Origin of the sequence: Collinsella sp. AF16-8 (genome assembly GCF_003462695.1) — a bacterium.
Taxonomy (GTDB): domain Bacteria; phylum Actinomycetota; class Coriobacteriia; order Coriobacteriales; family Coriobacteriaceae; genus Collinsella.
Window position 1 is genome coordinate 49,872 of the sequence record NZ_QRXX01000008.1, and the last position, 21,036, is coordinate 70,907.

The 21,036-nt window shown below is 58.6% G+C and carries 23 protein-coding genes; 16 read left to right on the forward strand and 7 right to left on the reverse strand.

The features are described 5' to 3' along the window. The first annotated feature begins 243 nt into the window (after positions 1-243). From DWW73_RS07885 to folB, 12 genes are all read left to right on the forward strand, one after another. Positions 244-1,530 carry a thiolase family protein gene (locus tag DWW73_RS07885; RefSeq protein ID WP_233505227.1) on the forward strand — a complete coding sequence of 429 codons (1,287 nt, stop codon included), beginning with the start codon at positions 244-246 and terminating at the stop codon, positions 1,528-1,530. Between the two features lie 38 nt (positions 1,531-1,568). Next, the gene (locus tag DWW73_RS07890; protein ID WP_117583871.1) at positions 1,569-1,991 is read left to right on the forward strand and encodes a Zn-ribbon domain-containing OB-fold protein; all 423 of its coding nucleotides are present in this window, start codon (positions 1,569-1,571) and stop codon (positions 1,989-1,991) included. 116 nt (positions 1,992-2,107) lie between these two features. After that, on the forward strand, positions 2,108-2,341 hold the full coding sequence (locus DWW73_RS07895) for an acyl carrier protein (RefSeq protein WP_117779247.1): 234 nt from the start codon (positions 2,108-2,110) through the stop codon (positions 2,339-2,341). Positions 2,342-2,346: 5 nt separating this feature from the next. Then, on the forward strand, positions 2,347-3,354 hold the full coding sequence (locus tag DWW73_RS07900; protein WP_117779248.1) for a phosphate acyltransferase: 1,008 nt from the start codon (positions 2,347-2,349) through the stop codon (positions 3,352-3,354). A 3-nt stretch (positions 3,355-3,357) separates the two neighbouring features. Further along, on the forward strand, positions 3,358-4,470 hold the full coding sequence (gene buk / locus DWW73_RS07905) for a butyrate kinase (RefSeq protein WP_117779249.1): 1,113 nt from the start codon (positions 3,358-3,360) through the stop codon (positions 4,468-4,470). Positions 4,471-4,544: 74 nt separating this feature from the next. Beyond that, positions 4,545-5,744, forward strand: coding sequence for an MFS transporter (locus DWW73_RS07910; protein ID WP_117655267.1), 1,200 nt, complete (start codon positions 4,545-4,547; stop codon positions 5,742-5,744). A gap of 100 nt (positions 5,745-5,844) precedes the next feature. Then, a complete protein-coding gene (locus DWW73_RS07915) occupies positions 5,845-6,312 on the forward strand; it encodes a hypothetical protein (RefSeq protein ID WP_117779250.1) in 468 nt (155 codons plus the stop codon). A gap of 568 nt (positions 6,313-6,880) precedes the next feature. After that, positions 6,881-9,103: an anaerobic ribonucleoside-triphosphate reductase gene (nrdD, locus tag DWW73_RS07920; RefSeq protein WP_117779251.1), complete on the forward strand. Its 2,223-nt coding sequence runs from the start codon at positions 6,881-6,883 to the stop codon at positions 9,101-9,103. A 426-nt stretch (positions 9,104-9,529) separates the two neighbouring features. Then, complete coding sequence (gene nrdG, locus DWW73_RS07925) at positions 9,530-10,111, forward strand: anaerobic ribonucleoside-triphosphate reductase activating protein (protein ID WP_089572967.1); 582 nt, start codon at positions 9,530-9,532, stop codon at positions 10,109-10,111. Positions 10,112-10,177: 66 nt separating this feature from the next. After that, on the forward strand, positions 10,178-10,735 hold the full coding sequence (gene folE, locus DWW73_RS07930; protein WP_117779252.1) for a GTP cyclohydrolase I FolE: 558 nt from the start codon (positions 10,178-10,180) through the stop codon (positions 10,733-10,735). Positions 10,736-10,737: 2 nt separating this feature from the next. Then, entirely contained in the window at positions 10,738-11,319 is a 582-nt protein-coding gene (locus DWW73_RS07935; protein WP_199413488.1) for an HD domain-containing protein, read from the forward strand. Positions 11,320-11,362: 43 nt separating this feature from the next. Continuing rightward, positions 11,363-11,848: a dihydroneopterin aldolase gene (folB, locus tag DWW73_RS07940; RefSeq protein WP_055251396.1), complete on the forward strand. Its 486-nt coding sequence runs from the start codon at positions 11,363-11,365 to the stop codon at positions 11,846-11,848. A 6-nt stretch (positions 11,849-11,854) separates the two neighbouring features. On the opposite strand, the gene DWW73_RS07945 is transcribed toward folB, so the two are convergent. Both DWW73_RS07945 and DWW73_RS07950 read right to left on the reverse strand, forming a co-directional pair. Next, positions 11,855-12,631: a M48 family metallopeptidase gene (locus tag DWW73_RS07945; RefSeq protein ID WP_233509169.1), complete on the reverse strand. Its 777-nt coding sequence runs from the start codon at positions 12,629-12,631 to the stop codon at positions 11,855-11,857. Positions 12,632-12,705: 74 nt separating this feature from the next. Continuing rightward, on the reverse strand, positions 12,706-13,719 hold the full coding sequence (locus DWW73_RS07950) for a dipeptidase (protein WP_089572972.1): 1,014 nt from the start codon (positions 13,717-13,719) through the stop codon (positions 12,706-12,708). Between the two features lie 120 nt (positions 13,720-13,839). On the opposite strand from DWW73_RS07950, the gene DWW73_RS07955 reads away from it, so the two are divergent. The 3 genes from DWW73_RS07955 to DWW73_RS07965 all read left to right on the forward strand — a co-directional run bounded on the left by DWW73_RS07955 (position 13,840) and on the right by DWW73_RS07965 (position 15,732). Continuing rightward, positions 13,840-14,268: a peptidylprolyl isomerase gene (locus DWW73_RS07955; RefSeq protein WP_035138874.1), complete on the forward strand. Its 429-nt coding sequence runs from the start codon at positions 13,840-13,842 to the stop codon at positions 14,266-14,268. Between the two features lie 3 nt (positions 14,269-14,271). Then, the gene (locus DWW73_RS07960; protein ID WP_117779254.1) at positions 14,272-14,850 is read left to right on the forward strand and encodes an urease accessory protein UreE; all 579 of its coding nucleotides are present in this window, start codon (positions 14,272-14,274) and stop codon (positions 14,848-14,850) included. Positions 14,851-14,934: 84 nt separating this feature from the next. After that, entirely contained in the window at positions 14,935-15,732 is a 798-nt protein-coding gene (locus tag DWW73_RS07965; RefSeq protein WP_117779255.1) for an HAD-IIB family hydrolase, read from the forward strand. 76 nt (positions 15,733-15,808) lie between these two features. Here the strand turns inward: DWW73_RS07965 and DWW73_RS07970 are convergent, their stop codons facing one another. The 5 genes from DWW73_RS07970 to DWW73_RS07990 all read right to left on the reverse strand — a co-directional run bounded on the left by DWW73_RS07970 (position 15,809) and on the right by DWW73_RS07990 (position 19,332). Continuing rightward, positions 15,809-16,189 carry a Fur family transcriptional regulator gene (locus DWW73_RS07970; protein ID WP_172674613.1) on the reverse strand — a complete coding sequence of 127 codons (381 nt, stop codon included), beginning with the start codon at positions 16,187-16,189 and terminating at the stop codon, positions 15,809-15,811. A 61-nt stretch (positions 16,190-16,250) separates the two neighbouring features. After that, a complete protein-coding gene (locus tag DWW73_RS07975; protein ID WP_117779256.1) occupies positions 16,251-16,661 on the reverse strand; it encodes an acylphosphatase in 411 nt (136 codons plus the stop codon). A 2-nt stretch (positions 16,662-16,663) separates the two neighbouring features. Continuing rightward, complete coding sequence (locus DWW73_RS07980) at positions 16,664-17,770, reverse strand: Gfo/Idh/MocA family protein (protein ID WP_117779257.1); 1,107 nt, start codon at positions 17,768-17,770, stop codon at positions 16,664-16,666. 74 nt (positions 17,771-17,844) lie between these two features. Beyond that, the gene (rnhA, locus tag DWW73_RS07985; RefSeq protein ID WP_117648313.1) at positions 17,845-18,381 is read right to left on the reverse strand and encodes a ribonuclease HI; all 537 of its coding nucleotides are present in this window, start codon (positions 18,379-18,381) and stop codon (positions 17,845-17,847) included. Between the two features lie 48 nt (positions 18,382-18,429). Then, on the reverse strand, positions 18,430-19,332 hold the full coding sequence (locus DWW73_RS07990; RefSeq protein ID WP_117779258.1) for a LysR family transcriptional regulator: 903 nt from the start codon (positions 19,330-19,332) through the stop codon (positions 18,430-18,432). Positions 19,333-19,604: 272 nt separating this feature from the next. Here DWW73_RS07990 and DWW73_RS07995 point away from each other — a divergent pair, with 272 nt between their 5' ends. After that, the gene (locus DWW73_RS07995; protein ID WP_117779259.1) at positions 19,605-20,915 is read left to right on the forward strand and encodes an O-acetylhomoserine aminocarboxypropyltransferase/cysteine synthase family protein; all 1,311 of its coding nucleotides are present in this window, start codon (positions 19,605-19,607) and stop codon (positions 20,913-20,915) included. Positions 20,916-21,036: the final 121 nt, after the last annotated feature.

The following is a 21,036-nucleotide window of genomic DNA, read 5'->3' on the forward strand; positions in this document are numbered from 1 at the left end:
AGTCATTTATCTGCTATTTGGAACGAAATTTAGCTATGCGTACCAAATGATGGGACACATAGCGGCATTTTGTCCCACGGCACCAAATAAACCACTCTTACACTAAAGCTACGTTCAAAAGAACCACTGCAGTAGTTCAACGTGTGACGGCACAGAAAAGCCGCGAGCGCTCTCTCACCTTCGCTCGCGGCCGGACTGCGCCATCATTTCGTACACCTTCACATGATTAGGATGTGATATTCAGTGGTTACGCTCGGAAAGAACATGCGCAGCGTCTCGATTGTAGGCGTAGGCTGCACCCCGTTCAAGGATTTTGAGGAGCATCCCGAGACCCAGGGTATTGGCGAGGGCGAGGCGTTTGGCTATGCGGCCCTCGAGGCAATTGCCGATGCCGGTCTTGAGCCCCGCGATATCGACTTTTTCTATCACGGCAGCGCCAATCCCTATCTCGTTGGTGATTGCATTACCCCCAACATGCAGGTTGCCGATTGGTTTGGCGTTCGTGCCAAGGGTTCCGTCCATCATTCCGAGGCTTGCTGCACGGGCTACGTCGCCCTTGAGCAGGCCGTGATGGCAGTCGCCTCCGGTGCCTACGATGTTGTCCTTACGGGTGCCTGCGATTTGGCTTCGACCCTTCCCGTTGAGCACATGCCCTCGCATATTCGCCAGGACTTTACGCTCGATGTCATGATTCCCTCGCTCGATAAGATCTATGACCGCGCGTATGGTCGCCCGCTCGATGGCGCCTTTGGCGTGTCGTTCGACAACTGGATCAACGAGTATTCGATGCAGTACGACCTTACCGCCGATCAGATCGATGACGCCCTGAACGGCCTTACCAAGAGCCTTCGCCGCGGTGCCGTCCTGAATCCCCTTGCGTGGTATGAGACCACGGTCGAGGAGGATGCGAAGGCAGCTGGGTTCGATACCGCCGACGAGTATCTCAAGAGCATGTACAACCCGCGCGTTACGCAGTACCTGCGCGTTACCGGCTTTGAGAAGAAGTGCGACGGTGCCGCCGCTGTTGTCGTGATGCCCACGGAGAAGGCCAAAGCCATGGGCATGCCGTATGCGCCTATTGAGGTGCTGGGTACGGGCGCCTCTGCCGTCGAAGCCGGCCTGCTTCACAACGAGCACTGGGCTACCGAGCTTGCTGCCAAGCAGGTCTACGACCTTACCGGCGTGAGCCCCGATGAGATCGACCTGTTTATGTGCAATGACTTCTTCCTGGCTTCCGAGATCGTCTCGGCCGAGGAGTGCGGCTATATTCCGCGCGGCGAGGCTTGGAAGTATGCGATCGATGGCCGCACCGCTTTTGACGGCGATAAGCCCATCAACCCGCACGGTGGCCGTTGCAACTTCGGCCACGCTCATGGCGCATCCGGTATCGCCGATATCGTCGAGGCCGTCAAGCAGATGCGCGGCGTCGCCGGTGCAACCCAGATGAAGAAGATTCCTGAGACGGCCTTCCTGCGCGGTTTTGGCGGTTCTCAGAATGTGCGCTGCCAGATTCTTCGTACCGTCGCCTAAGCGACCGCGGTTTTCGATTTCCCATAAGGAGTATTCTCATGCAACTCAAAGATATGGAGCCCGTGGTCAAGAAGTTCTACACGGGTCTTGAAGAGGGCATCTATTGGGCACGTCAGTGCCCCGAGTGCGGAGCCGTCGAGTTTCCGCCTCACCTTGCCTGCAATGCCTGCGGCTACCACAAGACCGATTGGGTCCAGGTTTCCGGTCACGGCCATCTGATCGATTTTACCCTGCCTGGTCCGCAGAACGACAAGCCCTACCTCAAGGAGTATGGCAAGTACGCCTACGGCGCCGTCGATATTGACGAGGGTTCTCAGTACACCTACGTCATCTACGGCATTACCAAGAAGAAGGCCCCCGAGATCCGCGCCAAGCTCATGGCGGGCGAGACCGTGGGCGTCCATGCCAAGGTCATCGACCGACCGGGCTACAAAGAGCTCACGTTCGAGCTTGACGACTAGGCTTTCACACTAGGCTTTCACCCCTATAACAATTCGCTTCCTCTCTTAGGCCACGGCGGGACCCATGTCTCCAGCCCGCCGTGGCTACCCCTCTTTTTAATTAGAAAGGCGCCATCATGAACGAAGAACTCACTCAGCAGATCTGCGATTTTGCCAAGTCCGCTTACAACTATGACGGTGATGTGACCCCCGAGACGACGTTCGAGACCCTGGGCAAGGGCTCGATGAAGATGATCGCCCTGACCTCCATGATCGAGAACGAGCTCGATGCCGAGGTCCCCGTTCGCGAGGTCATGGTCATGAAGACCGTCGGCGAGCTTATCGAGCGCACTGCCGAAGAGATGGAGTAGCTGCCATGGACCTGATGCAGACCCTGCGCGAGCGGGCTGCCGCCAAGCCTATGCGCGTTGCTTTTCCCGAGGGCGAAAACGAGACCATGATGCAGGCGGTCGCAAAGATCGCCGCCGAGCATCTTGCCGAATGCGTGCTGGTCGGCGACGGCAGTAAGCTCAAGGAGCTTGCCGACGAGCGTGGTATCTCCCTTGACGGCATCGAGATTGTCGATGTGACCGACGAGGAGGCGAACGCCGCTTGCTGCGAGCGCTATCTTTCGCATCCGGATTGCAAGTTTAAGCCCAAGGGCGCCGCGCGCCGTATGACGCGTCCGCTTGAGCGCGCCCTGATTTTGCAGGTACTCGGCGATGTCGACGTAATGTTCGCCGGCATCGATAACGCCACGGGCGATATTATCCTGGCGGGACAGACTATCGTCGGCCTTGTCGATGGCGTCGATACCGTAAGCTCTTGCGGCATTGCCGATATTCCCAACTGGACTGGCGGCGAAGGCGGCCTTTTGGCTTTTGGCGATTCTGCCGTTTGCGTTGACCCCACGAGCGAGGAGCTTGCCTCAATCGCGATTTCGTCGAGCGAAACGGTGCGCTCGCTGACCGGATGGGATATCCGTTGCGCGCTGCTTTCGCATTCGACTGACGGCTCGATGGATAACGAGCTCGTCGACAAAGTGCGCCGCGCTCGCGAGATTGCCAACGATCGCCGTCCCGACCTTGCCATCGACGGTGAGTTCCAGTTTGATTCGGCGATTAACCCCAAGGTTGCGGCCAAGAAGGTACATCGTGAGTCCGCTGTTGCGGGACAGGCCAACGTGGTCATCTGGCCTGATATCAACGTGGGCAATATCGGCGTCAAGATCATCCAGAACCTGACCGGCGCCAATGCTTACGGCCCCATGCTTCAGGGCTTCAAGAAGATCGTGTGCGATTGCTCGCGCTCTGCGCCCGTCGACGAGATCGTCGGCAACGTGGTGATGAGCTGCGTGCGCGCCCAGGCGCTTAAGGAGGCTTAGGGTATGTCCGATAAAAAGACTCCCTGGCGCGTCCTGGTAATCAACCCGGGTTCCACTTCCACAAAGGTGGGCGTTTTTGAGGGTGACGAGTGCAAGCTCAGCAAGAACGTTGCACACGACGCGAAGGACCTCGCCCAGTTCGATGGGGTTTCGGCTCAGATGCCGTATCGCTGCGATCTGATTCTTGGAGCACTGGATGAGGCGGGCCTGAAGCTCGAGGACTTTGATGCATTTGTCGGTCGCGGCGGCGGCTTGCTTTCGCTGCCCGGCGGCACGTATGCCATCAATGAGGTCATGCTCGAGCATGCCCGCGTCGGTGCGAACGGCATTCAGCACCCGGCGCAGCTGGGTCCCCAGATTGCCCATGAGTTCGCTTCAAAGACGGGCAAGCCCTCTTTTGTGGTGAATCCTCCCGATACCGATGAGCTATGCGACCTCGCACGTATGACGGGCATTAAGGGCGTGTATCGAAACGTGCACCTGCACGCCCTTAATCTTAAAGAGACCGCCATCCGCCATGCGGCAAAGCTCGGTCGCGCATATGACGAGTGTAACTTTATTGTTTGTCATATCGGCGGTGGCATTTCGATTTCCGCTCACCTTAAGGGCAAGATGGTCGACGGCAACGACATCGTCGGCGGCGAGGGCCCCATGGCGCCGACGCGCTGTGGCTCGGTCCCCGCAATCGAGGTCGCGAAGTATACGGCGGAACATGGCCTCGACGTTGCCCGCGCCCATTGCATGAAGACCGGTGGCTTCGTTGACCTTTTGGGTACGTCCGATGCCATCGAGGTGTGTGAACGTGCCGCTGCGGGCGATAAGGCTGCAGCACGCGCTTGGGATGCAATGGTTTACCAAATCTGCAAGTGGATTGGCGAGATGGCCTGCGTGCTGAAGGGCGACGTCGACGGCATCTTGCTCGGAGGCGGCATGGTCCACAGCAAGGAGCTCGTTGCTTCGATTGAGGAATGCTGCTCTTGGATCGCTCCCGTATCGGCTTATCCCGGCGAGTTTGAGCTCGAGGCGATGGCGTCTGGCGCCTGCCGCGTGCTCGATGGTGTCGAGGAAGCGCTCGTGTACAGCGGAGAACCCGTGTTCACCGGATTCAACGACTAATAGTGCTGTGTTTGGGGCGGCCGCTGGTGATGTCTGGCCGCTCCGACCCTTTTCTTTAAGTGTAAGGATGGATCATGGATAAAACCAAGATCAAGTACCTGGTGGGCATTTACGCAGCCGCCATGTGCATCATGGGCATGCTCGTGCCCGTCCCTATCGTGGCCTCTGTTGCGGCGGCATTTCCCAACGAAAACATCGCTGCCGTCCAGATGATCATCGGCATCATCCCGTTGATGATGGCGTTGTCCGCCATGCTCGTCTCTTCACAGCTTGCCTCTCGCGTGTCCAAGAAGAAGACGACGCTCGTCGGTCACATTATCGTGATGCTGGCAGGCGCCTCGGTGCTGGTGTTCCACGACTCGCTCGGCCAAGTCTTAGCGGCTTCTGCTGTCATGGGCCTTGGTCTCGGCGCCGTGCAGAATTCAACGGACGCTCTTATCGCGGATTACTTTGGCGGAAAGCAGCGCTCGTTTGTCATGGGCATCTACTCCACTTTTGTTGCACTGGGCGGCATTATCTGGACGATGGTTTCCGGCATCTTGGGTTCTGCCGAGTGGTTCCACAGCTATGCGGCGTACTTCATCATGATCATTTTCATCGTAATCGAGGCTGTTTGCCTTCCTGAGGGTCGTCTTGAGCCCAAGCGCAAGGTCAACGTGTTTGCCAATATGCCTAAAGAGGTCGCGATTATCACGCTCATGAGCTTTGTGTTCGTACTTACGTTCCAGCTCTTCAGCTCCAACGTTTCGCTGCTTGTTGTAGGTCGCGGCTTTGGCGGTACCGTGGAGGCCGGTCTTGCCTCTACCGTTATGACCGTTGCCGGTATTGCGGCTGGTCTTTTGGTCGGTCCGCTGTTTGCCAAGTTTAAGAACCTGGCTATGCCGATCGCGTGGGGCGTGACGCTCGTCGGCCTGGGCCTGACGCTGGTTGCGCCCGCCTTTATGGTGCTGTGCGTTGCGGGTTTTGTCGTTGCGCTGGGCAAGGAGACCTACGTGCCGCTGGAGGGCAATTTTGCCGCCGGCAACTCTGCCCCCGAGGGACGTGCGTTTAACCTCGCCATTGGCATGGCAGGTATCAACTTTGGCATGGCATTGTCTCCCATTGTGTTTGAGGCCGTGACGTCGCCGTTTGGTGCAACGATTGACCAGAAGTTCATCGCCGGCATGATCGTCTGTGCGGCTTGTGTCGTCTTTGGCGCCATTAAGTATCGCAAGCTCACCCCGGCCCAGCTTGCCGAGGCCGAGAAGATGGCGGCCGGCGGCGAGGCGGAGTAGCCGCTCGAGTAGTTGCTTTGCCGTACATCATGTTTTATCGGGGCCGCCGACATATGCCGGCGGCCCTCTTTCTATCAATGACTTTGAAAGGCTTACGGCTATGAAGTTACCTGTCAGGCGCGTTATCGGTATTCTCAACGGCTTCTTTAACCCGCTATTGCTCTGCGCGTTTCTCCCCATCATTGAAGGGGCGCCTGGCTTGGATCTGACGGGCCCCACGGGCTTTTGGGGACAACTCATCGTGGCCACGGTGATCGCCGAGGTTCTGAGCGCACTCCCGCTGTTTGGCAAAACGGTTGGTATGTGCCTGGACTTTTTTGGTTTTGAGCAGGGGAGTGCATCACACAAGATCGCCGGTACGGTCATCGGTGCCACGCTCCTTTTTATGGTGATCGGTTTTGGCGAGATTGCCTTCCAGGGAGGATTCGGAACGATTGAAGGCCGTACGTTCTTCGCGCGTTGGGCCGGCCTCGTCACAAAGGGATGGGTCTTTGTGGTTATCGCCGGCGTGCTGCTCGATCCCTTTACAGCGGCTCTCGGCCGCATGATGGTTCGCGAAGAGAGGTAATAGATCCTCGCCTATCGAATGCCGGCGGACGGGGCGCCGGGGCTGTAGTCTTCCGAGCGTTTACAGTCCTGTCGCTCCGTCCGCCGGCATTCGACCGCAACATGTTGGTCAAGCATAATCTTTTGGATTCTTTTGGCGTGAGCGGCTTGGTTTTGGTAGGATTTGTCAGCGGCGCGGTTGAGGGGGTTTCAAAACTGCCGTGCAGGTAGTCGAGCTGATAACGTTTTAGCACTCTGCCAAGAGCCCTTCATTTTTAATGCGTTTGCAAAATGACTAATTGCTTTGACCTGCTGAAACACTATATGTTGTGTTTGACCTAAAAAAAGAATACAGGATATAGATGCCTCTTTGTCGTATGATAGATGGCGGACAGAGAACGAAGACCTTAACTGCCTCTTTTGAACGTGTCCTTGAGCCGCTTGATCGGCTTCTGGGAATGTCCGCATGGAGGCTTATGGTTTATCGAGAACACAGATTGCGCGACGGCGCCGCAAGACAGGGACAGGCCCTGCCGGGCATCGTTTGGCTCTGAAGCGCAATGAGGCTACGATGCGAAAGAGGCAAGAGGATGAAGATCATCAAGCGCAGCGGCACCGAGGTTGTCTTTGACATCGATAAGATCGTCAATGCCATCCGCGCCGCCAACTTGGAGGTCGAGGAGAGCTCTCGTCTAACCGACCGCCAGGTGGTTTACGCGGCACAAAACGTCGCCGAGGCATGCGAGAACGCGGGCCACACCGTTTCGGTCGAGGAGATCCAGGATTTGGTCGAGGACGAGATCATGCGTCTCGACTGCTACGAGGTTGCCCGCCACTACATCATCTATCGCTATGTTCAGAGCCTGAAGCGCCAGAAGAACACGACCGACGACAAGATTTTGTCGCTGATCGAGTGCAATAACGAAGAGGTCAAGCAGGAGAACTCTAACAAGAACCCGACCGTCAATTCCGTCCAGCGTGACTATATGGCCGGCGAGATTTCCAAGGACCTGACTCAGCGTGTGCTGCTGCCCCAGGAGATCGTGGATGCCCACAATGAGGGCCTGATCCACTTCCACGATTCCGACTACTTTGCCCAGCACATGCATAACTGCGACCTGGTGAACCTGGAGGACATGCTCCAGAACGGCACCGTTATCTCGGGCACGCTGATCGAGAAGCCGCACAGCTTCTCGACTGCCTGCAACATCGCGACGCAGATTATCGCCCAGGTTGCTTCCTCCCAGTACGGCGGCCAGTCTATTTCGCTGACCCATCTCGCCCCCTTTGTTGAGGTGAGCCGTCAAAAGATTCGCGGCGAGGTTGCCCGCGAGCTCGAGGAGCTCGGTGTTTCGGCATCTGCCGAAAAGGTCCGTGAGGTCGTTGAGGACCGTCTGCGTGACGAGATCCGTCGCGGCGTCCAGACGATTCAGTATCAGGTCGTGACCCTTATGACCACAAACGGCCAGGCGCCGTTTGTGACGGTCTTTATGTATCTCAACGAGGCTCGCTCAGCGCAGGAGAAGCACGACCTTGCCATGATTGTGGAGGAGACGCTTCGTCAGCGCTATGAGGGCGTTAAGAACGAAGCCGGTGTGTGGATTACCCCGGCATTCCCCAAGCTTATCTATGTACTCGAGGACGATAACGTTCACGAGAATTCCCCGTACTTCTACCTGACCCAGCTGGCTGCCAAGTGCACCGCCAAGCGCATGGTGCCCGACTACATCTCCGAGAAGAAGATGCGCGAGCTCAAGCTGTCTAAGGGCGAGACCGCCGGCAACGGCGATTGCTACACCTGCATGGGTTGCCGTAGTTTCCTGACGCCCGACCGTTCGGGCAACGGCTTTAACAATGTCGCCAACGCGCTGAACTATGACCCGACCAAGCCTAAGTACTATGGTCGCTTTAACCAGGGTGTTGTGACCATCAACCTGCCCGATGTCGCGCTGAGCTCGCATCAGGACATGGACAAGTTCTGGAAGATCTTCGATGAGCGCCTTGAGCTGTGCCATCGTGCCCTGCTGTGCCGTCATGAGCGCCTGATGGGCACGCTTTCGGATGCCGCGCCGATTCTTTGGCAGTACGGCGCCCTGGCGCGTCTGAAGAAGGGCGAGACGATCGATAAGCTGCTCGTGGGCGGCTATTCCACCATCAGCCTGGGGTATGCCGGCCTGTATGAGTGCGTCAAGTACATGACGGGCCACAGCCACACCGAGAAGGAGGGCACGCCCTTTGCCATGGCCGTCATGCAGCGCATGAACGACAAGTGCGCCGAGTGGAAGGCCGAAAGCGATATTGACTTCTCGCTGTACGGTACCCCGCTTGAGTCGACGACCTACAAGTTCGCCAAGTGCCTGCAGCGTCGTTTTGGCATCATCCCGGGCGTGACGGACAAGGGCTACATCACCAACAGCTACCACGTCCACGTGTCCGAGGAGATCGACGCATTCGACAAGCTCAAGTTCGAGGGCATGTTCCAGCAGCTTTCGCCGGGCGGTGCCATCTCCTACGTCGAGGTTCCCAACATGCAGGACAACCTCAAGGCTGTCATCCGCGTGATGCAGTACATCTACGACAACATCATGTACGCCGAGCTCAACACCAAGAGCGACTACTGCCAGGTGTGCGGCTACGATGGCGAGATCAAGATTGTCGAGGATGACGGCAAGCTGGTGTGGGAGTGCCCCAGCTGCGGCAACCGCGACCAGGAGAAGATGAATGTCGCCCGTCGCACGTGCGGCTACATCGGTACCCAGTTCTGGAACCAGGGTCGAACCGAGGAGATCCGCGACCGCGTGCTGCATCTCTAATAACCATCCCAGGCTGCCCCGTAGCGAGGCCCCGGACCTTTACTCGCTATTTCGGACAGTCCTGGCTCACGACGGAGGCGCCACTGGCGCCTCCTGTTCGTGCGGAACTCATATCGAGCAAAGGTCCGGGGCCTCGCTACGGGGCAGCCAAGTTGACGTAGCTGAGATGCAGTACGCGGTCTGCTCACTCCTCGAAGTTCTTAGCGGAAATAATTCGGGCTGCAGCTGCGATTTACTTGCGATGGCGGTTGAGCCGCAACTCAGTTTTTATTAGACCACGAACCCTATACTCGATGTTCGCTTCGTTCATTGAGTTACCCTTTGCATGAGGTCGGGACATATCGTCCCGCCCGCAGTTTCGCAGGCCGAAGGCCGAGAATGTTTGAGGACGGGATGATATACTCCAGACCCCCAGGAAGGTTACCTATGAACTACGCGAACATTAAGTATTTCGACATTGCTGATGGGGAAGGCGTTCGTACTTCTCTGTTTGTGAGCGGGTGCCGTCGTGGGTGCAAGAATTGCTTTAACTCTGTTGCGTGGGACTTTGCTGCGGGCGAGCCCTTTGATCGTGCCGTCGAGGACAAGATTATCGAGAGCCTCGATCATCCCTTTATTGACGGCCTGACGATTCTGGGCGGAGAGCCCATGGAACCCGAGAACCAGGCGGGGCTCGTTGAGTTTGTCGAGCGTGTTCGTGCCGCTTATCCTGCGGGGTCAGGAAAGACCATTTGGTGTTTTACCGGCGACGCGCTCGAGGAGCTTATGCCGGGTGGTCGTCACCATACTGAGGTGACGGACCGTATCCTTGCCTGCCTCGACATGTTGGTGGATGGCCCGTTTGTTCAGGATCTTTATGATATCTCGTTGCGCTTTAGGGGCTCGAGTAACCAGCGTGTGATCGATATGAACGCTACGCGCGACCGCGCTGTGCGTGAGGGCGTTGCGCTTTGCGACGCTGTGCAGCTTTGGCGGGACGATCCAGTCTATTCAACCCATACTATGTAGCTTGTGGTCGATGCCGGAGGGCGTGGTACCATAGCGCGAACGTGAAATCGGAAAAGTGAGGCCCAGATGGTCGATCAGGAAAAAGTCGAGGCCGCCATTAAGCTGTTGCTTGAGGGCATAGGCGAGGACCCAACTCGTGAGGGCCTGCTGGAGACCCCGGCGCGCGTTGCCCGTATGTATGGTGAGATCGCCGGCGGCATGGGCCAGAGTGCCGAGGAGCACCTGTCCAAAACCTTTGCCGTCGCTTCGAACGATTTGGTTATCGAGCGCGACATTACGTTCTACTCGCTGTGCGAACACCATCTGCTGCCGTTTTATGGCAAGGCCGCGATCGGCTATATCCCTAACGGTCGCGTGGCGGGTCTGTCTAAGCTTGCTCGCACGGTTGAGGTTTATGCCCGTCGTCTGCAGCTACAGGAGCAGCTGTGTGCACAGGTTGCCGATGCCCTCATGGATTATCTCGCTCCCCAGGGAGCGATTGTGCTCATGGAGGCTGAGCATATGTGCATGACCATGCGCGGCGTGCAAAAGCCCGGCACCAAGACCGTGACGCTCGCTCGCCGCGGCGTCTTTGAGACCGATCCCGCGCTCGAGGAGCGATTCTTTAGGATGCTGAGCCGTTAACCATGAAGGTCGTCAACGACTTTGCATCGAAGACCGATGAGGGGACGTCGCGTCGCGGCTTTATGGCTTCGGGCCTGACCCCCTTTGGCGCTATGCCTCGCATTGATTACATTTGTGCCAACGGGCTGTTCCGGCGGCACCTGGGCAACATTGCACAGTTGGAATCGGGGCGCATCTTTTGCCGCCATGGTATTGACCATCTGCTCGATGTCGCTCGCATTATGTGGATCAAGAATCTCGAGGAACGGCTCGAATTTGACCGCGAGGTCATCTACGCCACGGCACTTCTTCACGATATCGGCAAAGATGAACAGTATGAATCGGGTATATCCCATGATGTTGCAAGCGAACGCGTCGCTGATGCGATTCTCGGCGGCATGCCCGATGACGTGGCGTTTGAGCCGGCCGATGCTGCAGCCATTAAGACGGCCATTCTGGGCCATCGAAAGCTGCGCGTGAACAGCCAACCGCTTGAGCGTCTGCTCTATGCAGCCGACAAAGCGTCGCGTGCCTGCTTTGCATGCCCCGCGCGCAACGCTTGCAACTGGAGCGATGATAAAAAGAACCTGTCGATTCGCGTGTAGTTAGTTTGCGCGGTCGGGGTTCTAAACGAAGGAGACGATCGCGTTGAGTAACAAGAAACTGCCCGAGAATGCAACCAAGACCGAAGGCGCCGAGCTCGCCCGCCGTGGAAGGGGCGAAATATCCACCGCAACGGCGGTGCCTCACGTGAGCTATGACGATTTGCGCCATGCCGATCGTATTGTCATTGACGGCCTTGAGGTTTTTGCCAACCATGGCGTGTATCCCGAGGAGAACGCGCTGGGTCAGAAGTTCATCGTTTCTCTGGTGCTCTATGCCGACCTGCGCGCGGCGGGGGAGCACGATAACCTGGACGCCTCGATTGACTACGGCTCGGTGTGCCACGATGTCGATGGCTATCTGCGCGAGCATACGTTTAAGCTCATCGAGGCGGCAGCCGAGGGGACAGCCCAGATGCTGCTGCGCCGTTATCCCTCGCTGCTTGGTGTGCGCATAAAGCTCGATAAGCCGTGGGCTCCTGTTGGCCTGCCCCTGGCAAGCTGCGGCGTCGAGATCGAGCGCGTGCGCTAGTCGACGCTAGAGCTTGTTGAGGGGTGGCTGCTTGAGCCGCTGAGACAGTGCTCTATTGTTGGGACAGTACGTGTCGAGCAGGGCGTGAAAGCGCTGATTGTGGCTCGGCTCGAGCAGATGGACGAGCTCGTGGGCGACAACCATGTCGAGGCATTCGACAGGGTAGGCGGCGAGCTCGCGCGCGATGCGAATGGCGCCGGTTTTGGGTGTGCAGGAGCCCCAACGCGTTTTCATGCTGCGCACGGAGACGCGGGCCACGGTGACGCCCATTGCGATTTCGTACGCGTGCACGATGTCGCGTAGCGCTGCGGTGACCTCGGACGCGTAGAGCTGGTCGATGTGGGCTTGGAGCTCGTCGGACGTTAGGCCGTCGAGGATTGCGTGCCGCTTGGCCTGCGGGCCTTCGTCCGATTCATCGGCACCCATAAAACTTGCGAAGGTGGCCTGTTTGGGTCGCGGTGCGGGTGATGCAAAGTTGTGATCGAGTGCATCCTGTACCGTGATGGGCTTGCCCCAAAGTGCAATGATGGACGAGGGGCTGAGCGGCTCTCGTGCCGTCGCCTGACGTTGCTCGCGCTGGGCAAGTCGGCTGATAATCCAGGCGCTGTTGCGCTTCACAAACGCTTCGATACGCTCGCGGCTGGCGCCGATCGGTGCGCTGGCGTGGACCTCGCCGCTCGATGTGACGCGTAGGTTGAAGTTCTTGACGCGCTTTTTGGTAACGACGACGGGGATGGTCGTCCCATCCGGTCGGGATGCGGAAATCGTAAACTGCTGCGTCAAAAGCGGTCCTTCAGATCGGGGACGGGCCGGCATGTCGACCGTTCGGCATGCCGGCCCGCTCAAGGGATGTGAAATTAATAACGCTCGAAGAAGGCAAGCGCGTTGTCGCTGCAGAGCTTTTGCATCACGGTCTTGCCAAAATGCTTGGAAAGCATGTTCTGGAACTCGGGCATCTTGCTGGCATCGGAGAGGAAAGCGGGCACCGTGGCGCCGTCCCAGTCGCCGCCGAGCGCGATGACGTCCTCGCCGCCCAGGTCGAGCCAGTGCTCGATATGCGCCGCCAGCTGGTCGAAGGTGACGTCTGCGGCGGTCTTGTCGGTTGCGTCGTTGGAAAGGAACTCGCTGCAGTAGTTGAGACCGACGATGCCACCCATGTCGCGAATGGTGCGGAACTGGTCGTCGGTAAGGTTGCGTTTGGCGCCGCAAACCGCACGGGAGTTGGAGTGGCTGGCGACGAAGGGACGCGTGGCGCGGGCGGCGACCTCGTCAAAGCACTCATCGTTGAGGTGGGAGACGTCGAGCACCATGCCGGCGTGCTCCATCTGCGTAAGCGCCTCGATGCCGGCGGCGGTGAGGCCGGCGTGGGTGTCGTGGCCGCTCGCGAGCGGTCCCTGCGCGTTCCAGCTGAGTGACGACATAAGCACGCCCAGGCTCTTGAGCACCTCGATCAGCGCGGGGTCCTCGGCAAAGAACGTGGCGTTTTCGATGGTGTGGATGCAAGCGACCTTGCCGTCCTTGAGCGCGGGGCGAATGTCTGCGGCGCTGCGCACGTTGACCATACGGTCGTGGTTGAGCATTGCCTGGCCGCTCATATGCGCCATGATCTGCGCCTGGAAGCGCGCGGCGTGGGCGGTGGGAATCTCGTCGGGGACAAACGTGGCGAAGCACTGTGCCCACGGCGTGTTGCCGATCTTTGCGAGCGAGATGGCACAGGCGTTACCCTCGATGAGGTCGAAATCTTGCGGATGCGTTTCGTCGCCGGGGAAATAACCGTCGGTGCCGGCGGTAAAGCGCAGGTCGAGATCGAGCGTGGCCCAGCCGATTCGGTCGGCAGTGTCGCAGTGTAGGTCAAATACGGGATATGCCATGGTTCCTCCGGTTGCAGCGTTTCTTTGCAAACTGTCATTGAATTGTATGACTAGGGTATAGTTAGCGCCATATGTTCACGGCGGCCCGCGTTGTGCGCCGCCCTTATCACGGAGGTTACCATGTCCAACCAGGGCAAGAAGGTCAAGACCCATTATCGCGGCACGCTCGATGACGGCACGCAGTTCGATAGCTCCTACGATCGCGGCGAGCCGCTGGAGTTCACCTGCGGCGCCGGTCAGATGATCAAGGGCTTCGACGCCGCTGTTGTCGACATGCAGGTGGGCGAGAAGAAGACCGTGCACATTCCTGCTGCCGATGCCTACGGCGAGCACAATCCCGAGATGGTTCTGACCTTCCCGGCCGAACAGGTTCCCAACATCGAGCAGATCGAGAAGGGCATGAAGCTTTTCCTGTCCACGCCGAGCGGTATGCCCGTTCCCGCCGTGGTCATCGACGTAACGCCCGAGGCTGTGACGCTCGACGCCAACCACGAGCTGGCCGGCAAGGACCTCAACTTTGATATCGAGCTCGTTGAGGTCGAGGGTTAGAGTATGCCTGAACGCTTGGTTTCGACGACATGCTTGGGAAATCTCAACGATCCGTCCTATGAACTCCTGCTTCGCCGGAAGTTGGGCGGCGTCTTTGAAGTTGACGAGCTACTGTTCGATTGGGACCGGGCTGATGTATGCGCGTTTGCGGGCGTGACGGAGCTGGGGCGCACGATCGATGTTCGGCTGGATGCTGCCGACGGCGGTCGTCTTGCCGATGGCGACGTGCTCGCCATCGACCGTTCGGGCATGGTGCCCGTGGCGGTTGTCGTGCGCCTGCGCAGCGCCGAGGTTTATTTGGTCGAAGTCGACCGCACGGATCCGATTGCGCTCGCGCATGCGTGCTGGGAGATCGGCAATATGCACGCGCCGCTTTTCCGAGGCGATTCGGACGAGCATACCGTGCGCATGTATACGCCGGTGCAGCCTGTTTTGGGCCGCATGCTCCGGGGCGTCGAGGGTGTTCGGCTCTCGGTGGTTACCCGTGAACTCGATGCGGACCGGCGCTTTGCATCGAGTACGGCGGAGGTCGTCGTGAGCATAGCTCCCGACTTTGCCATCGTAAAAAAGACGCGCGGCTAAGTGCGCGTATGCGCAAGACGGGCTTTGAGGGGCGACCAATCAAAGTCCGTCTTGCTGTTGATAAGAGGCTTTGGGGGAAAGCATATGGGTCTTGAGGGAATCAAGCTGATTGCATGCGATTTGGACGGCACGTTGCTGCATCCGGGGGAGCGCGAGCCGCGTTCCGAGGCCTTTGAGCTTATCGATGAGCTGCATCGTCGCGGTATCGTGTTTATGCCGGCGAGCGGCCGTCAATATGCGAGCTTGCGCTACCTGTTTGCCCCGGTGGCCGATGAGCTCGCCTACGTATGCGAAAACGGAGCCCTGGTGATGAGCGAGGGGCGTGCCGTTGTCAAGCGTTCCATGGAGCGTTGCCTTGCTATGGATATCGCGAATGCCGTGGTTGCGTATCCCCATGCCGACGTGACCCTTTCGTGTGAGGGGCGCCTCTACACCATGAGCGGCAACGACGCGTTTGTTGAACACCTGCGTTATGAGGTCCACTGCGATGTGGCGGTGGTCGACCGTCCCGAGGACATCGACGAGGACGTCATTAAGATTGCCTTCCAGACGCCCGAGGCAGAGCAGCCGGCGGCGCTGGAGTATTTCGAGCGCCACTTTAGCGACTGTGTCGACGTGATGACGTCGGGAACCGAGTGGACGGACTTTATCGGCTTTGATTCGGGTAAGGGTTCCGCGCTTGCCGATTACGGTCGTGCCCTGGGAATTTCGCCCGATGAGATGATGGCGTTTGGCGATAACGAAAACGACCGCGACATGCTCAACGTAGTGGGCCATCCCTATCTAATGGAGAGCTGCAATCCCTCTATGCGTGGCATCAACGACCGCGTCCGTTACGTACGCACGGTCGAAGAGGAGCTGCGTCGCCTGCTCGCCGAGTAGATATTTGGGACATGCCTAGAAATGTACTGTTTGCTGTAGCGGATGGGCAAGTAGATTTGCAGGCATGTCCCAAAGGCTACTGGCAGTCGGGGCAGAGTCCCTCAAAGATGGTGTAGTGCGAGCTGACGCTCCATCCGATTTGTTCGGATGCCCTGGCGTCGAGCTGGGCGTCGAAGGGGAGTGGCACGTCGATGACGCGGCTGCACGAGGTGCAGATGATATGTGCGTGCGGCTCGATGGTGCGATCGAAGCGGCTGCCGCCCGGCGTCTTAATAGAGAGAATCTCCCCTGCGTCGGCTAAGAGATTGAGGTTGCGGTAGACCGTGCCGCGGCTGATCTTGTCATCCTGTTCGCGTACGGCGTTGTAGATTTCGTCGGCGGTGGGATGGTTATAGCTTTGGCGCACAGCGTCAAGAACCAGCTTTCGCTGCCTGGTATTCCTTCTTTGCACCGCCATGCGCCTCGCCTCTTTTCTATCAACGGTTGTAGGTAAATGATACCGTATTTAGCACACAATACTAATAACGAGGAATGAAACCGTCTTCATTGGCAAGTGGGGCTCGGGCCTGGGCGTCTACGAGGCGAAAACGCGTTCCCATGCGCTCGTAGGAGGCGTGAAGCGCCTCGAGATGAGATAGGATGTTTGCCGGAGCTCCCTGTATCTCCATCTCGACTGAACCGTCTTCCATGTTACGCACCCAGCCGGTGAGTGCGCGTGCCTGCGCGAGGTTGGTGTTAGTAAAGCGAAAACCGACGCCCTGGACTTGCTCCGCCCAGCGCAGGAAATAGCGCAGGGGAGTGTCTTGAGTGGCCTCGTCGCTTGCGAGCACAGTAAGCCTGCGGCGCAACTCGAGCTCAATGTTTGATGGTTTTTGAGGCTCTCGACTGCCGCCGGTGACGCTGGAGAAGAACGCATCGAAGAAGCCCATCGCTAGGCCTGCTTGCCTGCGTCGGACGGGAAGGTGATGCCGGCCTGCTGGCGCACGGCATCCATGATGCGCAATGAGACGAGCGTGACATCGCGGTAGTGGCCAAGTTCGTGACGTCCCGCCGGGGTCTCCCAAATCTCTTCCTTAACGTTATCGATGCCGCCGATGGCGGTGATAAAGTCTGTGAGTTCGTATTCCATAGTGTTGCTCGATTTGGGCAGGTCGAGCACGCGGCCGTTGTCGCCCTGTTCGCGCGGTGCCTCGGTCGCCGAGCCGCGTACGACATCGCCGCGATAGTCGATGCGGACATTGCGGGGCGTGGACAGATGGTCGATCTGGATAGTGCCACGCTCGCCTTCGATCTGCGAGGGCAGCAGGTCATTCGTTATTTTGGAGTGCGCGAGCTCGACGGAGATACGGCCACCGCCGTAGCTGGCGAGAATGGAACCGCAGCCGTCGATGGGGCCGTGCGTGAGCTGTCGCGTGGCGGGGTCGAGCAGAGTAGCCATGCTCGTAAGGCCGGAGGGCATGCCGAAAATCTCGACCATGGGCTCGACGGTGTAGACGCCAATGTCCATGAGGGAACCCGATGCCATATTGCAGTCGAAGATATTGGTGGCGCGTCCCGCGAGAATCTCGTTGTAGCGCGAGGAATATTTGCCAAAGCGCAATGAGGCGCGGCGGATGGGGGCGATCTCGCCCAAGGCGTCCTCGATGGCGTGGAAGGCGGGGTCGTGGAGGGGACGCATGGCCTCGAGGGCCACGACACCTGCTGCCTCGGCAGCGCGGAAGACTTCCAGCGCCTGCGCTTCGGTGGCGCAGAAGGGCTTCTCGACGATGACGTGCTTGCCACCGGCGATGCAGGCAAGGGCCTGCTCGTAGTGAAGTGCGTTAGGGCTGCCGATATAGACGGCGTCGACGTCGGCGGCTGCCGCGAGCTCATCGAGTGAAGTAAAGTTTCGCTCGCCACCGCGCTCGGCGGTAAAGGCGGCACCGCGATTGGCATCGCGTGAAAGCGTGCCCACAAACGCGGCTTGGTCGTTGGCGTTGACGACTTGGATAAAGTCGTCGGTGATCATGGATGTGCCGATGGTCGCGATGCGCAGCATACGTCCCCCCTTGCGTTGTTTGGTCTACAGGATGAGTGTAGCGCGTGGGGATATAAAGCTGCGCGAAAACGCTATTACAGGTCGCTCTCGTTAAAGCCGGCGTCGATATCGAGGTTGCTGCCGTCGGCCGCCGTGGTGGCGAGCTCATCGCAGCGCTCGTTGAGCTCGTGACCGGCGTGACCCTTAACCCAGATGAAATCAACCTTGTGCTTGCTTTTGGCGGTGAGTAGGCGCTCCCACAGGTCGCGGTTCTTGACGGGTTGCTTGTTGGCGGTTTTCCATCCGCGCTTTTTCCAGCCGTCGATCCAGTGCTTGTTAAAGGCGTTGACGACATACTGCGAATCGGAATGGACTTCGACCTCGCAAGGGCGGTTGAGCGCCTCGAGCGCCACGATAACGGCCATGAGTTCCATGCGGTTGTTGGTGGTCTTGGCGTAGCCGCGCGAAAGCTCGGAGGTAAAGGTCTTGCCGGCGGGGTTGGTGTATTTGAGCACGGCGCCGTAGCCGCCGCGTCCCGGATTTGATCGGGCCGAGCCGTCGGTATAGATGATGACCTTCACGGGCTTCCTTTCGTTGGGTACGTTTCGTGTGAGCGACCATTGTAGCGCCATGCCCGCCGGGGGCCAGCAATCTACGATTTCTACCCCGTCTTCGGACTGTTAGTTGGCATGGATGATGCGGTTGAGCTCGTCGAGGTATTGCTGCAAGAGGAGAGAGGGCTTGCGCTCGTCGTGCATGATGTAGCCAACGTGCATCGTTGGGGCGTCTGCTAGCGGGATCGATGCCATGCCCCATTGCATTTCATTGGAGAGGACACCGGTCGACAGGGTGTAACCGTTCGACGTGATAAGTAAGTTGGTAAGTGTTCCGCGGTCCGAGATTCGTATGTTGCGGTCGCAAGGGATATAGCTAAAAGGTTCCTCGGCGTAATAGAAGGAATTTGAGGTTCCCTGCTCAAAGCTGTAGCGCGTATAGGGCGTGAGGTCGGCAAGGGACAGCTGCGGGCGGCGTGCGAGCGGGTGGCGCTCGCTAACGAAGACGTGGACCGTCGCGTCGAAGAGGGGATGGAAGCTTGCGCGGGCATCGGCGAAGGCCTTCTGCAAGACACGGGTATTAAAGTCGTCCAGATAGAGGATGCCGATGTCGCTGCGAAACGCGCGCACGTCGTCGATGATCTGCGATGTGGTGGTCTCGCGCATGATGAACTCGAACTTGCTGTCGCGGCAGCGCTCGACTACGTTGACAAAGGCCTCGACCGAAAAGGCGTAGTGCTGGGCGGAAATGGCGAGGCGGGCTTGCGGGATGCCGCCGTCCTCGTAGCGTGCCTCGAGCATGTCGGCCTGCTCTACGACCTGGCGCGCATAGCCCAAAAGCTCGGTGCCGTCGTTGGTGAGCGTGACGCCGCGGCTGGAGCGCGTAAAGATCTCCAGATGGAGCTCCTGTTCCAGGCTTTTGACGGCGTTTGAGATGTTGGACTGAGCAGTATAGAGGCGTTGAGCTGCGGCGTTGATTGAGCCGGACTCTGCCACGGTGATCAGAAAACGAAGCTGCTGAAGGGTCATCGACGCCATCCTTTCGATAGTTATCTATAAAACAGATAACAAGTTAGCGCTTTTAAGTGATTGACCGAGGGAGACAATGCCCGTACTATTCAAAACACACAAAGGCGGTAGGTTATTAAGCCGACCACGGAATCGGGACGCGAAAGGAGGCCCGCATATGAATTGCTTACCAAGACGAATGCCGGGCTCCTGTTTGCGCCCGTCGGCGTGATCAGGAGACAGCGACTTACTTCTCTCTTTTTACTTACTTTCGTTCGATCAAGGAGATCATCATGAGCCAGTTCATCAACAACCCCGAGCACACCTTTGGTTTCGATACCCTGCAGCTGCACGTTGGCCAGGAGAGCGCCGATCCCGCTTCCGACTCCCGTGCCGTGCCGATCTACCAGACCACGAGCTATGTGTTCCGCAACTCCCAGCACGCCGCCGACCGCTTTGGTCTTGCCGACGCCGGTAACATCTACGGCCGTCTGACCAACTCCACCCAGGGCGTCTTCGAGGACCGTATCGCCGCGCTCGAGGGCGGCGTGGCAGGTCTTGCCGTCGCCTCCGGCGCTGCTGCCATCACCTATACCCTGCAGGCTCTTGCCCAGGCTGGTGACCACGTGGTGGCTCAGAAGACCATCTACGGTGGCTCCTACAACCTGCTGGAGCATACGCTCTCCCAGTTTGGCGTCGAGACCACGTTTGTCGATGCCCATAACCTGGAAGAGGTTGAGGTTGCCATCAAGGACAGCACCACGGTCATCTATCTCGAGACGCTCGGCAACCCCAACTCCGACATCCCCAACATCGACGCCATCTCCGAGATTGCCAAGAAGCACGGTCTGCCGGTTGTCGTCGACAACACCTTCGGCACCCCGTATCTGTTCCGTCCGCTGGAGCACGGCGCCAACATCGTCGTCCACTCCGCAACCAAGTTCATCGGAGGCCACGGTACCTCGCTGGGCGGTGTGATCGTCGACGGCGGTAACTTCGATTGGAAGGCGAGTGGCAAGTACGCCCAGATCGCTGAGCCCAACCCCTCCTACCATGGTGTTTCGTTTGCCGAGGCTGCCGGTCCCGCCGCCTTCGCAACCTATGTCCGCGCTATCCTGCTGCGTGACGAGGGCGCCTGCATCAGCCCGTTCAACGCCTGGGTCCTGCTCCAGGGCACCGAGACTCTGTCGCTGCGCGTCGACCGTCATGTCGAGAACACCAAGAAGGTCGTTGAGTTCCTGGCTGGCGACAGCCACGTCGCCAAGGTGAATCACCCGAGCCTGCCTGAGCACCCCGATCACGAGCTCTATCAGAAGTGCTTCCCCCGTGGCGGTGCTTCGATCTTTACCTTTGAGATTAAGGGTGGCCAGGAGGCTGCATGGAAGTTCATCGATCATCTGCAGGTGTTCTCGCTGCTCGCCAACGTGGCCGACGTCAAGTCGCTCGTCGTGCACCCGGCTACCACCACGCACTCCCAGCTCTCTGCCGAGGAGCTCGCCGAGCAGAACATCACGCCCTCCACGATCCGTCTTTCCATCGGTACCGAGAACGCCGAGGATATCATTTGGGATCTGAAGCAGGCCTTTGCCGCGCTGGACGAGTAAGGCGACTTGTGCAAGGACCCCTTGCGACTCGATAGGTATAACTGCATAAAATGCCTGCTCAAGGCGCCTGTGCGAACAATGGTTGCACAGGCGTCGTTTTTGCATAGAGAGGGTGCAAAAA